This is a genomic window from uncultured Methanobrevibacter sp. (assembly GCF_900314615.1).
Lineage (GTDB): Archaea > Methanobacteriota > Methanobacteria > Methanobacteriales > Methanobacteriaceae > Methanocatella.
Window position 1 is genome coordinate 63370 of sequence record NZ_OMWA01000014.1, and the last position, 13828, is coordinate 77197.

Consider the following 13828-nt stretch of genomic DNA (forward strand, 5'->3'; position numbering starts at 1 on the left):
GTATTTGAGAGAGCATTTGACAACTATTCAAAATTTTCATTCCAAATTGTGAGACCTTTAATTTTTTCAAAATCAGAATCAAAAGTAACAATTTTACTAATTCCATTCTGAAACATAGTGGTCAAAATTGTACAATCGGAATAATTTATAGCAGAATCATAGTTCAAATAGATATCAATCGCAGTTTCATAATCTGAATCAGTCAAATATTTGATATCAAACATTTCATTAATTACTCTGAATAATTCTTTTCCAACCTTTCCTCCTTTACCAGTAAAAGAATTTAATGTTTCATTCAATACAGTATTATTAATGACTTTCCTCTCATGAATAGAATCACTCATCTTTAAAGCAGTTTCATGATGAGAATCTGTTTTAATCAATAATGCTATTAAAAATGTAGTGTCAACAAATATCACTATAATTCCCCTCTACCTGATCTTCTTTTCAAATCAACAACATCAGTTTCTTCATCAAGAGAAATCGCAAATTTCGCTAAATCAGATAAAGGTCTTTGTTTTTCCACTTCCACAATAATCACATCCTTTTCAACTCTCCAATTAAGAGTATCTTCTAAAGTTATTCCAATCTCATCCCTAATTTTACTTGGAATAACTGTCTGAAATCCTTTATATATTTTTGAACTGACAATGCCATCCATAATATCACTTATCTAATTGTTTAAAATTCCTAATATTTAATATTTTAGAAAGTAATATTTCCTAAAATATAAAAATACTAAAATTAAAAATAATACTTAAAAAATACTCAAAATTGATTATAATAATTAATTTAACTTTAAACTTAATATATATTTCCATATAAAGCTAAAACAAAATTATAATCTTTTAATAATATTTTAAAGAAAAATAAAAATTGTTTTAACTTAAAAAAATAATTAAAAATTAAAATACAGAAATAATTACTTATCAAAGCCTTTTAAAGCATAAAGTTTGTTTCTCAGCTCAGCTGCCCTTTCAAAGTCAAGTCTTGCAGCCGCTTCCTTCATGTCCTTTTCCAAATCTTTAATCAGTAAGCGAAGTTCATCCTTAGGCATTTTATCGACTTCAGCACCGGTAAGGCCTTTGTATTTTTCCTCTTCCTCAGCAATTTTTTCTTTAAGGGTTCTCTGAGTGGATTTTGGTGTGATACCATGAACTTCATTGTATTTCATCTGGATCTTACGCCTTTTGAGTGTAATATCGTATGCATTTTGAACAGAATCAGTCATTTCATCCACGTACATGATTACACGGCCGTTTACGTTTCTTGCAGCACGTCCGATAGTCTGTATCAGTGAAGTCTGGTTTCTTAAAAATCCTTCCTTATCCGCATCCAGAATAGCTACCAGAGAAACCTCCGGCAAATCCAGACCTTCCCTTAAAAGGTTTACACCAACAAGAACATCGAATTTACCTCTTCTTAAATCATCAACAATGTCAATTCTCTCAAGAGTATCAATTTCAGAGTGCATATATCTTACTTTAACGCCTATTCTTGCATAATAGTCAGTTAAATCTTCAGCCATCCTCTTTGTTAAAGTGGTTACAAGTACCCTTTCATCTTTTTCGGCTGTTTTCCTGACCTCTTCAAGAAGGTCTTCTACTTGGCCTGTAACCGGTCGGATGATGACTTCAGGATCAACAAGTCCGGTAGGTCTGATAATCTGTTCAACAACATTTCTTGATTTTGCAAGCTCATACTGAGCAGGTGTTGCTGATACATATATTACCTGATTGACAGATGATTCAAACTCATCAAAGCGCAAAGGACGATTTTCCTTAGCGGAAGGGAGTCTGAAACCGTATTCAACCAGAGTTTCCTTACGTGCCCTGTCACCGTTATACATCCCTCTGATTTGGGGAACGGTAACGTGGGACTCATCAATAATTGTTAAAAAATCATCAGGGAAATATTTTAAAAGAGAATATGGCTTATCTCCCCAGTTACGTCCGGACAGGTGCATGGAATAGTTTTCTACACCCGGACAGTAGCCCATTTCCTGAAGCATTTCAATATCAAATCGGGTTCTCTGCTCTAGTCTTTGAGCCTCAAGAAGCTTTCCAGTTAAATTCAGTTCATTTAGCCTTTCATCAAGTTCCTGTCTGATGTTTGCAAGAGCTACATCCATTTTGTCCTGACCGACTACAAAGTGCTTTGCAGGGAAAATCATGTATCTTTGAAGAGATTCCTGTTTTTTACCTGTGACTTTATCTATAATGCTGATTGCATCGATTTCATCACCGAAAAGTTCTATTCTTATCGGAGGTGTTCCGTGAACAGGATTGATTTCAATAACATCCCCTCTTACCCTGAACTGACCACGGTCAAATTCAATGTCATTTCGCTCATACTGCATGAAAACTAAACGTGAGAGAATTTCAGAGCGCTCATAAATGTCCCCTACAGCAATTCCGAAGGCAAATTCACCATAATCTTCAGGTGAACCTATACCGTAAATGCAGCTTACACTGCTTACAACGATAACATCATCTCTTGAAAGAAGAGACTGAGTTGCAGAATGTCTCATCATATCAATATCTTCATTGATGGACGCTTCCTTATCGATAAAGGTATCTGTACGTGGAACGTAAGCTTCCGGCTGATAATAATCATAATAGCTGACAAAATACTCCACTGCATTGTCCGGGAAAAATTCCTTGAACTCCTCATACAGCTGTGCAGCTAAAGTCTTATTGTGTGAAATAACAAGAGTAGGTTTCTGGACTTTTTCAATAACATTTGCCATTGTAAAAGTCTTACCTGAACCTGTTACACCTAAAAGTGTCTGTTCCTTAATGCCTTTTTTAATACCCTCAGCCAGAGAGTTGATTGCTTTTGGTTGGTCACCTAACGGTTTATAGGGTGACTTGAGCTTAAATTCTTTCATGATATCTAGTTTGGAATGGTAATGTTAAAACTGATATGAGTATAGCTTGGAGAACAGCATGGAGTGACCTTCTGGTCTCTTATAACCAGTTCGCCGTAGCCTTTCAATTCCTTTTCCAAATCTCTCATGACATTTGGAATCACTTCAGTTTTATAAACTTTAAGAGAGCCTAGAAATATTGTTTTTGCAGCCATTTTCATAACTGAAACGCTTTCAACAACATCCATTTCATCATATTTAGCTAAAATATTATTTGATTTGTCTACAAGCTCAGATTTGATTTGTTCTTTATCCATCTTAATCCCTCATGCAATTAAAAAAATCCGTCTTTTCAGCATCTACAATACTAATTATATTGCATATTATATTAATTATATTTTTTTACGAATAATTAATCTCAATTTTAATGCATAGAGAATTCTTACAAAAAAAAATTAAAAAAAAGTGTGAAGGATTTGAATCCTTCAGTCTAAACATTACTAGAACGGAAGTTCAAGATATTTGTTTATCAGAGTGTAGCTGTCTACATTCCAAAAGGATATGCTTCCAAATTTGTTGGACAAATCTGTTGAGTCCGCACAAATCCATGTGCCGTCAATGAGTACCTGAGTCCATACATGACCGAAAGTTTTTTGATTAATGTACAATGTACAGTATCCATGTACATATCTGGCTTTTAAACCTGCAGTTCTAAACATCACAATTAGAAGATGTGCCTGATCAACACCGTTTCCTTCTTTTTCAGACAGTGTCTTTACAGCACCTTTATCTGTATCGAAATAATAGCCATATTTAATGTTGAGCTGCACATATTCAAACAATGCTTTTGCCTTATCCATATCACTGGTTAAACCTTTTGTTAATGATTTCACCAATGACTTAATCTGTGCATTGTTGACCTGACAATTCCGGGTTGCCTTTAGATATGAATCTGAAGCTGCACCATTTTTCTCATTGATTCCATTGCGATATTTTGAAAGAGTGACTGTTGAGGAGCCTGAAGTGGAAGAGAAATTGTAATCATTGTTTCCTCCGAATTGGACTATAAATAAAATCAATGCCAAAAACATTGCAAAAGATATTGTTTATTTACATTAAATTTCATTTTATCACATCACTAATATATTATTTGAACTGAATAATATAGTTTAGTTAATAAGATTTACAAAATCAGACACAAGTAAAAAATTATTTACAATTTTTCAAATAAAGTTAAAAAATTTTATTATGGAATCTGTTATTTGAAAGTTCATACAAAAAAATCAAGTTAAATTCCTAAAAATAGTTGTCAAAATTGCAATGCAGCCCCAACTTTATTAAGCTGAGGCATTATCACAATTTTTCAGATGAAATGCTAAATGTTATATAATACTTTTTCAAAGTATAATTAACATCATTATATATAATTTTGATATTATATAAACGTTACAGATTATCAGTTACTCCCTTAACACATCTGCAATAGCTTTTGCAATAGATACTCGTGAAGTATCTGAAGACAAACTGTTTGTACCAATTATTTTTTCTGCACCTGCAGCATATATTCTTGTAGCACCATTGTTGGTCAATATCGGATGTACGCAGCATACATCAACAGAAGATGCACCATACTGTTTTAAGATGTTTATTGCATTTACAATGGTTCCTCCGGTTGCAATGATGTCATCAATTATGATTGCATGCATGCCTTTTACTGAATCCACATTTACAGTGTTTTCACTTTCACTATCGCATCTGACATCTACAATCTTTGTTTCTACTTTATCAGGACCTAAACGGACTTTGGTCAAGTAAGTGCAGTCACATCCTATTATTTCAGATATTTCCTGTGCAAATCCGTATGCACCTTTATCCGGAGCGATTATTAAAGGTTTGTCTCCGCCTTTTTTAAAGAATTTCTTATCGAGATACTCTGCAATAGCAGGCATTGCTGAGACGTTTCTTGCAGGAATATCAAAGAAATTCAATACGCATTCTTCGTGAATATTGAATGTGATGAACTCATCAGCACCAGCAGACTGAATCAATTCGCAAATAATTTTTGCAGAAATAGTTTCTCCAGGATTGAAACGTTTTTCCTGTCTTGCATATCCCATGTAAGGAACTACTGCACGTACCTTTTTAGCACCCAAATCCTTAAGATTAGCTATTATGAACAATAATTCCATCAGATTTTCATCCTGAGGATATCCTGTTGACTGGATAACGGTCACTTCATCGGGAATTTCACCGTCAATTCTTAAATATCTTTCTCCGTCCGGAAACTTACGAGTTTCAACGTAACATAATTCTTCACCAAGTTCACGAGCAACATGAGCTGCCAAGTCCTGAGATGCTGAACCACCTATAATCACAATATCACCAAAAATTTTATGATAATATATTTGTCATTGATAATTAAAAAAGTTAAGTATTAATATTTAAAGAATTAATAGAAAAAATCATGAGCAAAGCAAAAGTAATAATTGGAATTATAGCAATAATTATCATTGCGATTTTATTGTTTACAATATCAAGTCCAATATTAATTATTGCAGAAGATACAACTGAAGGGTCACCTGGAATAGATATGGCTGCAAAATTCACCGCTTTAGGTGGTTTTGAATGGATTTATCCGGGAAGTTCAGTTAATGCAAACGGACAGACTTTGCACAATGTTCATCAGGACTCCCCAAATGACCCCTATGGAGCTGCAAGAGACATAATGAGTTATACTTATCAGTTTACTCCTCATATGATTATCAGCGTAAATCCTGATGCTGCAGAAGACATTTTTGGAGATGGTTTGATAGACAACATCAGATCCAATGATGCATATAACGGTTATGCAGGCAGTGAAAATGCACAGGGAACAATGTCCAGGGGTGATGCGGTCAGTACTGCAATGACCAGCGGTACTTTCAATCCGTTAGCAATTCCGATAAATATGTTGATGGGAAATATTAAATTCATTTTAGTTTAATTTCCCTCTTTTTTCTATTTTTGAGCCATGGTATAAATAGATAAAACCACACCGACAAGTGAAATAACAAGCATTATTATACCATGTCTTTTGACAGTGCGATTTCTGGATTGAATCAAATAGAACGGCATGAAAAAACCAAAAAATGTGAAAAGGGACAAGCTGGTATTTTTTAGAAGTGTTCCTACAATAAACCCACTCCATGATAAAAATATAGTAACTATATAAGATGCAGCAATAGCTTTATAATTTACTGGCAGATTTTCTTCGCTGACATCCTTAAAAACAATGAAATTGTTAGGCTGAAGGCCTTCAACCAGTGGTGTGCCGCATTTAGCACAGTAATCATAATCATCCTGATTTTCAAAATTACATTTTTCGCATATTCTAGTCATTAGTTAACATTATAGTCTTTTAGTATAAATTATTTTTCTAAAATCATTGCTATTTCCCTGAAATAATCCCCCAGATAATTTTGGTTGGTTAGCTCAGCATAATATTTAAAGCCCAATTTTTCCAGTACTCTTTTTGATTGTGTATTTTCAATTCTGTATGATGCATAAATCTGTTTTACATCCAAATCATCAAATGCTCTTTTAACTAGAATTTCTGATGCTTCACCGGCATATCCCCGACCCCAGTAGTCTTGCGCTATCCAGTAGCCAAGCTCAGCTGCACCTTCACCCCACCAGTGATTCGTATCCGGATGGAAAAGCAGTCCTACACATCCGATTGGCACATCATCTTTTATAATCGCATATGTTTCTTTTTTGGCGAAAACCGTTTTGATAATATTTAAACTGTCTTCAACAGATTCATGCGGAGGCCATCCTGCTATAGGGCCAATTTTCGGATTTTTTGCAAAATGATACAGACATTCGGCATCACTTTCCTGCCATGGCCTTAAAATAAGATTTGGAGTTTTCAAAATCATTGTTAAAAATATGTTTTTAAAATATTTAACAATAATGTAAAGAATAATTTACAAATACAATTAATTAATTCAAAATACATACAATTTATTATGAAAGTTAAAGACGGAATCTGCGGTTTTCTCATTGGAGATGCATTGGGAGTTCCTGTTGAGTTTTACTCAAGAAGAGAACTTGAAGAAGATCCTGTCACAGACATGATCGGACATGGAACATACGATATGCCGAAAGGAACATGGTCTGATGATTCTTCAATGACATTAGCTACTATGAGAAGCATTGTAAACATGAAAGGAATTGATTATGAAGATATTATGCAGGAGTTCTGTGCATGGTATCAGGAAGATAAATACTGCCAGTATTTCAGGTTTGATATAGGAAACACTACAAGCCGCAGCCTAAACAGATATTTAAATGGAGAAGAAGCACTTAAAAGCGGCGGAACATCAACACATGACAACGGTAACGGTTCTTTAATGAGGATATTGCCACTGGCATATGTTCCAGACATAGACTATGAAAGCATAGGCAACGTATCAGCACTGACCCATGGCCATGACAGATCAAAAATAGCCTGCACATTGTATGTTGAAATAGCAAAATCAATGCTTGAAAGTGACTTGACAATCGATGAGCACATAAAGCATGCATGCGACAAAATAGCTGAATATTACAAAGAAAATGAAGAACTTGAACACTTTAAAAGAATAATTGATGATGACTTTTCAGGAGAGATAAGAAGCGGAGGATATGTTATTGACACCATTGAAAGCGTTGTCTACTGTTTGAAAAATACATCAAATTATAAAGATGCAGTTCTAAAAGCAGTTAATCTCGGCGGAGATACAGATACAACTGCAGCAATATGTGGAGGACTTGCAGGAATTTATTACGGTTTTGATGAAATTCCTACATATTGGCTTGAATCAATACCTCATCTTGATAAAGTACTTTCATTATGTGAAGAATTCGAGGAATTATATGATAAATGTTAGTGAAACTATTAAAAATATTAGGTCTACATGCAATAATTATGTAGACCCAGATTTAGTTGCAACCGTTGTTCATGATAATTACTACATGGGTTCAAACAATATTGAAGATTTGGACAAATTTGACATCAAAAAAGAAGATTCCTTTGAAGAAAAGATTTTAAAAATACTAAAGTACGAAAATGTCTTTTTAAATATTGGAATGTATGCATTCATACCTGTTATCAATGAATGCGACATATATTCAACTACAGACTATAATCTGAAGCTTACAGATGAGGAATTTGAAAAATATGCAAATGAAAAAGAAAGAGTTTTTGGAATTTTATTGAAAAAAAATTCAGCAGAATTCATAATTGGAAGCTGTGATTTATGCAACTGCAGCATTGATGCCGCATTTAAAGAAATAGAACCATCCGATTTGGATTTTTATAAAAAATTAAAAGAGATAATAGATAGTAAAATTATCTATTAATCATTTTCTTTTTGATTTCTTCCCACATTGCCTGTTCTTCACCACAACCGGTCATGATAACATATTTATAGTCAGAATTTCTGGCCAGTTCATTTAACCTTTCTATTCTAACATCCATTTCCTCATAACTCAGTGGATAAAACTCCGCATCAGGGAAATCCTGTTTTATGATATTATAATATTCTTCAGCTTTTTCTATTGAATGCCTTCCAGGAACAACAATAACATGAGCAGGATTCATGCTTTTAATTACCTTGTAATGGTCTTCAAAGATTTCCTCCTCATCAACATCAGGAGTAGTGTAGATGAACTCCAATGGAGCATCAACAAACTGATTCATGAACATTGCATTGATTTTAAGTGCATCACCATTATCACCCTGGCCCAATCCGACGAATTTTCCGCCGATATCAACAACTTCAAATCTTCCAGGCGGAATAAATGACATGTCAAGATTGTTGAATACTTTTTTAACAGTAGATTCGATATTTTCCACCTTAGGAGTGAATGATGCATAGGTTGTAATGGAAGCCAAGGTATTGTATATATTGTGGAAACCGTACGGAGGCACAGTAATGTCTATGTTAAAGTTAATGTTTTTTGAAACAGTGTAGTTGAATAAATCTCCTTCGACAGTGAGTTTCCATGAATTAGGAGCAAATTCAATATCAGTTAGTTTTACATTCAATTCAGGACGCTTGAATCCGCAGCTGCAAGTATAGATACCTCTGTGATTGAGATAATATTTTGAGTATGTTAATGTTTCACCGCATTTCGGACATTTTACCGCTTCACCATTAATGTCTTCAATTCCGTCGGTTTCAATTCCATAATAGTTTACATGAACATCTTTTTCTTTATCAAGCCCCAGCAGTGCAGTTCTTGGGTCATCAGCATTGGTTACGATAACCCCTCGCTTCATGCCCTGAGACAATAATCTTTTAGCTTTATAATAATCTTCAAACGGATTTTTAACACCTGCAACCTGAGTATGTTCCTGGGAAATGGTTGTATAAACCACACCAACTGGGTCAACGACTCTCTGAACAGTATCAGGAATTCCATATTTGATATTACGAATTCCATATTCAAATACTCCAATGTCACCCTTTTGCTGAATGAACGCTGAAGCAATAGCGTTTATAGTATTACTTTCAAAACTGCTTCTGATTGGAACGTCAGTTGACAATAATTTAATTAAAAGTGTTGTGGTTGTTGTCTTTCCGTTTGTTCCGGTGAGGATAATTGAACCTATACCCAATTGCTTTGATAATTCTGAAATTGCATCAATACCTGCAATCTTTGTAAATAAAATTCCTGCAAAACTTTTTCCACTTCCAGATCCGAATTTTGAAAATGGTCCTCCTACTTTAGCTACAAGTTTTGCAACACTAACTTTAAAACTCATAATTTACCTTTTGAATATATAAATATATAAAAATTTGTATGAAAAAAATAGAAAAAATAAATAATCCAATTTAATTTGTAGTTGGATTATTGATTGTTGTTTTTGGAACTTTTTCAGCGACTTTAGAGCCGATATCTTTCATTTTTGCAATTAAGTTATCTTTTTTAGAACCGCTGATTAAGATATTTTCTAAAACGTCACTTAAAGTTTCGGTCGGAATGATTTCAATCATGTCTTCGTATTTTTTCTCAATCATGACATCTTTCAAGTTGGATTTTGGAATCAGTACTTTTTTCATTCCTGATTCTGCAGCCGCTTCGATTTTAGCAGTTGCTCCACCGATAGGCATTACATCTCCACGAACATTAAGTGAACCTGTCAGTGCAACAGTCTGGTCGATTGGAATATCTTCAACTGCAGATATTACTGCAGTAGCAATACTTACACTTGCTGAATCCCCTTCAACACCATCATAGGTCTGGATAAACTGAACGTGAATATCATAATCTGAAATGTCTTTGTTAGTGTATTTTTTAATCAATGCACTTACATTCTGTACAGATTCCTGAGCGATTTCACCAAGTTTACCTGTAGCAATAATCTGACCACCGTTTTTTGATTGTGTTGGAGCAGCTTCAGCCGCAATTGGAGATACAATTCCGCTTCTGTCACCTATTACTGCAAGACCGTTTACAAGACCAACTCTTCCACCTTCAGCAGATACCATACTGTAGTCTTTTCTTTGGATAATTGACCTGTCGGCAATTTGCTGTTCAAGAGTTCTTGCAAACCTTTTAGCTTCAACAACATGTTCTGCAGTTACAAGCTCTGCACCTTTTTCAATAGCTACATCTCCAGCAGATCTGACTAAACCACCTAAGTCCCTTAATCTTAAGGTTAAAGCGTTTTGCTTACCGGATCTTCTTTTTGCTTCGAGGATGATTTCATCCAATGCATCAGGTGTGAAGTGAGGAATTCTTCCGTCATTTTTAACTTCCTGAGCTACGAACTGGACTAATTTTTCTCTGTTTTCAGTAGTATCGTCCATATAATCTTTCATGAACACTTCGTAACCGTATCCTCTTATTCTGGACCTCATTGCTATGTGCATACCTTCCAATACCTGGAGGTTTCCTGATGCTACAAGTACAAAATCACATGGAACAGCCTGGGACCTTACCATTGCACCACTTGAGTTTTCACTCTGACCTGTGATTGCATATTGTTTTTCCTGCATAGCAGACAAGAGCTCCTGTTGAGTTTTCATACTCATAGTACCTATCTCGTCTATGTATAAAACTCCACGGTTTGCCTTGTGAATCATACCTGCTTCAACACGTTCGTGTGCAGGAGTTCCTAATCCTCCGGACTGGTATGGGTCGTGACGAACATCACCGAGTAATGCACCTGCATGAGCACCTGTTGCATCCATAAATGGTGCAAATCTTGATTCTTCGTTATTTACCAATAACTTTGGAGACATATTATTGGTTTTCGGTTTGATTTGTATTGATATAAGTAAAATTAAAGCGGCAGCGATAATGGATTCAAGCAGTCTTCCATACATAAATCCGATTACTAAAATACCACCAATAGCAAACATTGTAATGATTGTTTTTCTCTCTTCATGACCTTTAGCGGAGCCTTTTGTTGCTCTTACTATCTTTTTACCTTCACCTGCAGGAACTGTTCTTACCAGAGGATGGTTATTATCTTCCATATTCGGATATATAAGAACATCCTGTAAGGTTTCATGAGGCAAAATCTGAGCCATACCTTTTGCAAGCATGGATTTTCCTACACCAGGATCTCCAATAAGCAAAACATTTCTTCTCTGTTTTGCTGCTTTTTTAATGGTCTCAATAGACTCTTCATGACCAATGACCTGATCAATTAATAAAGGTGGAACATCAATATCCTGTGAGCTTTTTATGTTGTCATAATCTAACATGTGAATGGTTTCTTCACCAGAGGTTTCCTCTTCAACTGGTTTTTCAACGACTTCCTCTAAAGAATCTTCAACAGATTCTTGCTCTTCAAATTTCATAAAATTAACCTCACTTTTGTAATCATTCATCATTAAAAATTAAGTTTCATATACTATTTAATATTATTTAATTTTAGGACATATAAAAAGCTTTCTATTTTAGTAAATTAAAGTTAGTAAAATATAATTCGCAATTTCGAGCAAAATCTTAAACTGACATGATAATATATTATTATCGTAAAAAATTAATTTAAATAAAACTACTTTTAATAAAAATTAAACTGAAATGTCTGATAAACAATGAATTTAATCACATTTATCAAATATTATCATAAAAATAATATATTAAATTCAATATAATATATAATACAAGTATTATCACAATGATAAGTTCTTGTAAATCGATTTGAAGGGAATTTTCAAAATGCCACAAAGTCAGTACATTATTAACCCCAGACATACGGCACAATCCCTTCAAATACGATTAAAAAAATCTCATTTTTAAATTATTTATAATATTAACTAAATATATTCTAACATGTCAAAATGTATCATGGTTCAGGGAACCTCTTCAAATGCCGGAAAAAGTATGCTTGTAGCAGCGCTCTGTAGAATATACAAAAATAGGGGATACAAAGTAGCTCCTTTCAAATCCCAAAATATGTCCTTAAATTCCTATACTACCAAAGAAAATGGAGAAATAGGAATAGCTCAGATGCTGCAGGCGGAAGCTGCAATGATTGAACCAAGCATTCATATGAATCCTGTTTTGCTAAAGCCAAAAGGAGACTTTACATCAAATGTAATCATTCAGGGAAAATCAATCGGAGACATGAACTTCTATGATTACCAGCACAAATACCATGATACAGCATTAAATGCAATTAAGGAAAGCTTTAAAATCCTGTCTGATGAATATGACATAATCGTCATTGAGGGAGCAGGTTCTCCGGCAGAAATCAACATGAGAGACCAGGACATTGCAAATATGGAAATTGCACACCTTGCCAATGCCAATGTTATTTTAATAGCAGACATCGAAATGGGAGGAGTTTTTGCAGCCATTGCTGGAACCTACGTTTTACTTGACGATTATGACCGGTCCCGCCTAAAGGCAACTGTCATCAACAAATTCAGAGGCAATCTTGACATATTAAAACCGGGACTTGACAGAATAGAAGAGATAACCGGCGAACCGGTTTTAGGAGTTTTACCATATGATGAAACTTTAAAACTGCCTGAAGAGGATTCCGCATCCCTGACAACACACGTGTTTGCTGAGGATAAAGATATCACCATAGGAGTTATCAGATTACCTAAAATAGCTAATTTTACAGACATTGACCCATTTGAATATGAAGAGGATGTTGCTCTTAAAATGATTGGCATAAATGATGATATAGGTGATGTTGATGCAATTCTGATTCCCGGAACACGTAACTCAACAGAAGATATGTTTGCACTTCGCCAAAGCGGTCTTGCAGAAAAGATTATTGAAAAATCCTCAGAAATTCCAATCGTTGGAATCTGCGGAGGATTGCAGATTTTAGGAAATGTCATTCATGATGATGAAAAACGTGAATCAAAGCACGGAACCCTAAATGGTCTTAGACTGTTAGATATTGAATCTGAGTTTACAAGAGCTGGAAAAATCGTTACACAGTCAGTTGCAACAATACCTGATGATTTAGAAGGATTGGCTGGAGAGATATTTAAGGATATAGTTGGCGAAGAGGTAACAGGCTATGAAATTCATGAAGGAACCACTAAACTTTTAGGTTCACAACCTCTTTTAAACATCAAAAAAGGACAGGGAAACAATGAAGACGGACTTGTTGACGGCGCTTCTTCAGATAATGTATTTGCAACTTATTTCCACGGAATATTCCACAACTATAACTTCAGAAGGGAATTTTTAAACTATTTAAGAGTTAAAAAAGGCCTTGAAGCAAAATATGGTGAAGATCCTTACGAAACCCAAAAGGATTATTCCCTAAATAGACTGGCTGAAATCGTTGAAGAAAATCTGGATATGGATATCATTGATGAGTTAATATTCGGAAAAAAAGAGTAATTTAATATATTGAACCACCCCATCCTATAGAGGATGGGGATTCCTGAATTATTTTCACTTAATAAGGTTAATTTAAGTATTTTATCAGGCCATCCCCGTTGAACCAGC

General features: G+C 34.6%; 14 protein-coding genes. 4 read left to right on the forward strand and 10 right to left on the reverse strand.

Annotated features, from left to right (window positions below; genetic code table 11):
* Positions 1-23: 23 nt before the first annotated feature.
* The 6 genes from QZN33_RS05905 to QZN33_RS05930 all read right to left on the reverse strand — a co-directional run bounded on the left by QZN33_RS05905 (position 24) and on the right by QZN33_RS05930 (position 5244).
* Positions 24-419, reverse strand: coding sequence for a type II toxin-antitoxin system VapC family toxin (locus QZN33_RS05905; protein ID WP_296790027.1), 396 nt, complete (start codon positions 417-419; stop codon positions 24-26).
* The gene (locus QZN33_RS05910; RefSeq protein WP_296790028.1) at positions 419-661 is read right to left on the reverse strand and encodes an AbrB/MazE/SpoVT family DNA-binding domain-containing protein; all 243 of its coding nucleotides are present in this window, start codon (positions 659-661) and stop codon (positions 419-421) included. The genes QZN33_RS05905 and QZN33_RS05910 overlap by 1 nt, the downstream gene beginning before the upstream one ends.
* A 261-nt stretch (positions 662-922) precedes the next feature.
* Positions 923-2890, reverse strand: a complete 1968-nt coding sequence (gene uvrB, locus QZN33_RS05915; protein ID WP_296790029.1) for an excinuclease ABC subunit UvrB — start codon at positions 2888-2890, stop codon at positions 923-925.
* Between the two features lie 5 nt (positions 2891-2895).
* Complete coding sequence (locus tag QZN33_RS05920) at positions 2896-3186, reverse strand: hypothetical protein (protein WP_296790030.1); 291 nt, start codon at positions 3184-3186, stop codon at positions 2896-2898.
* Between the two features lie 183 nt (positions 3187-3369).
* Positions 3370-3960, reverse strand: coding sequence for a transglutaminase family protein (locus QZN33_RS05925; RefSeq protein WP_296790031.1), 591 nt, complete (start codon positions 3958-3960; stop codon positions 3370-3372).
* Positions 3961-4329: 369 nt separating this feature from the next.
* The gene (locus QZN33_RS05930) at positions 4330-5244 is read right to left on the reverse strand and encodes a ribose-phosphate diphosphokinase (RefSeq protein ID WP_296790032.1); all 915 of its coding nucleotides are present in this window, start codon (positions 5242-5244) and stop codon (positions 4330-4332) included.
* Positions 5245-5333: 89 nt separating this feature from the next.
* On the opposite strand from QZN33_RS05930, the gene QZN33_RS05935 reads away from it, so the two are divergent.
* Positions 5334-5852 (forward strand): hypothetical protein, encoded by a 519-nt coding sequence (locus QZN33_RS05935; RefSeq protein ID WP_296790033.1) that lies wholly within the window; start codon positions 5334-5336, stop codon positions 5850-5852.
* 14 nt (positions 5853-5866) lie between these two features.
* Here the strand turns inward: QZN33_RS05935 and QZN33_RS05940 are convergent, their stop codons facing one another.
* Positions 5867-6247 (reverse strand): zinc ribbon domain-containing protein, encoded by a 381-nt coding sequence (locus tag QZN33_RS05940; protein ID WP_296790034.1) that lies wholly within the window; start codon positions 6245-6247, stop codon positions 5867-5869.
* Between the two features lie 29 nt (positions 6248-6276).
* Complete coding sequence (locus QZN33_RS05945; protein WP_296790035.1) at positions 6277-6786, reverse strand: GNAT family N-acetyltransferase; 510 nt, start codon at positions 6784-6786, stop codon at positions 6277-6279.
* A 90-nt stretch (positions 6787-6876) separates the two neighbouring features.
* Here QZN33_RS05945 and QZN33_RS05950 point away from each other — a divergent pair, with 90 nt between their 5' ends.
* Together QZN33_RS05950 and QZN33_RS05955 are read left to right on the forward strand one after the other, a co-directional pair.
* On the forward strand, positions 6877-7779 hold the full coding sequence (locus QZN33_RS05950; RefSeq protein WP_296790036.1) for an ADP-ribosylglycohydrolase family protein: 903 nt from the start codon (positions 6877-6879) through the stop codon (positions 7777-7779).
* A complete protein-coding gene (locus QZN33_RS05955; protein WP_296790037.1) occupies positions 7766-8251 on the forward strand; it encodes a hypothetical protein in 486 nt (161 codons plus the stop codon). Before QZN33_RS05950 ends, QZN33_RS05955 begins: the two co-directional genes overlap by 14 nt.
* Here the strand turns inward: QZN33_RS05955 and QZN33_RS05960 are convergent.
* Together QZN33_RS05960 and lonB are read right to left on the reverse strand one after the other, a co-directional pair.
* Positions 8241-9659, reverse strand: coding sequence for a Mur ligase family protein (locus QZN33_RS05960; protein ID WP_296790038.1), 1419 nt, complete (start codon positions 9657-9659; stop codon positions 8241-8243). The two genes, QZN33_RS05955 and QZN33_RS05960, sit on opposite strands and share 11 nt — an antisense overlap.
* A 70-nt stretch (positions 9660-9729) precedes the next feature.
* Positions 9730-11610 (reverse strand): ATP-dependent protease LonB, encoded by a 1881-nt coding sequence (gene lonB, locus QZN33_RS05965; RefSeq protein WP_296790042.1) that lies wholly within the window; start codon positions 11608-11610, stop codon positions 9730-9732.
* Positions 11611-12184: 574 nt separating this feature from the next.
* Between lonB and cobQ the strand changes: the two genes are divergently transcribed.
* The gene (gene cobQ, locus QZN33_RS05970; RefSeq protein WP_296790039.1) at positions 12185-13720 is read left to right on the forward strand and encodes a cobyric acid synthase CobQ; all 1536 of its coding nucleotides are present in this window, start codon (positions 12185-12187) and stop codon (positions 13718-13720) included.
* Positions 13721-13828: the final 108 nt, after the last annotated feature.

Bases quoted from the DNA above. Each gene is read 5' to 3' on its own strand.
- QZN33_RS05910 (WP_296790028.1), bottom strand. From the start codon at position 661: ATGGATGGCATTGTCAGTTCAAAAATATATAAAGGATTTCAGACAGTT.
- uvrB (WP_296790029.1), bottom strand. From the start codon at position 2,890: ATGAAAGAATTTAAGCTCAAGTCACCCTATAAACCGTTAGGTGACCAA.
- QZN33_RS05920 (WP_296790030.1), bottom strand. From the start codon at position 3,186: ATGGATAAAGAACAAATCAAATCTGAGCTTGTAGACAAATCAAATAAT.
- QZN33_RS05925 (WP_296790031.1), bottom strand. From the start codon at position 3,960: ATGTTTTTGGCATTGATTTTATTTATAGTCCAATTCGGAGGAAACAAT.
- QZN33_RS05935 (WP_296790033.1), top strand. From the start codon at position 5,334: ATGAGCAAAGCAAAAGTAATAATTGGAATTATAGCAATAATTATCATT.
- QZN33_RS05940 (WP_296790034.1), bottom strand. From the start codon at position 6,247: ATGACTAGAATATGCGAAAAATGTAATTTTGAAAATCAGGATGATTAT.
- QZN33_RS05945 (WP_296790035.1), bottom strand. From the start codon at position 6,786: ATGATTTTGAAAACTCCAAATCTTATTTTAAGGCCATGGCAGGAAAGT.
- QZN33_RS05950 (WP_296790036.1), top strand. From the start codon at position 6,877: ATGAAAGTTAAAGACGGAATCTGCGGTTTTCTCATTGGAGATGCATTG.
- QZN33_RS05955 (WP_296790037.1), top strand. From the start codon at position 7,766: ATGATAAATGTTAGTGAAACTATTAAAAATATTAGGTCTACATGCAAT.
- QZN33_RS05960 (WP_296790038.1), bottom strand. From the start codon at position 9,659: ATGAGTTTTAAAGTTAGTGTTGCAAAACTTGTAGCTAAAGTAGGAGGA.
- lonB (WP_296790042.1), bottom strand. From the start codon at position 11,610: ATGTTAGATTATGACAACATAAAAAGCTCACAGGATATTGATGTTCCA.
- cobQ (WP_296790039.1), top strand. From the start codon at position 12,185: ATGTCAAAATGTATCATGGTTCAGGGAACCTCTTCAAATGCCGGAAAA.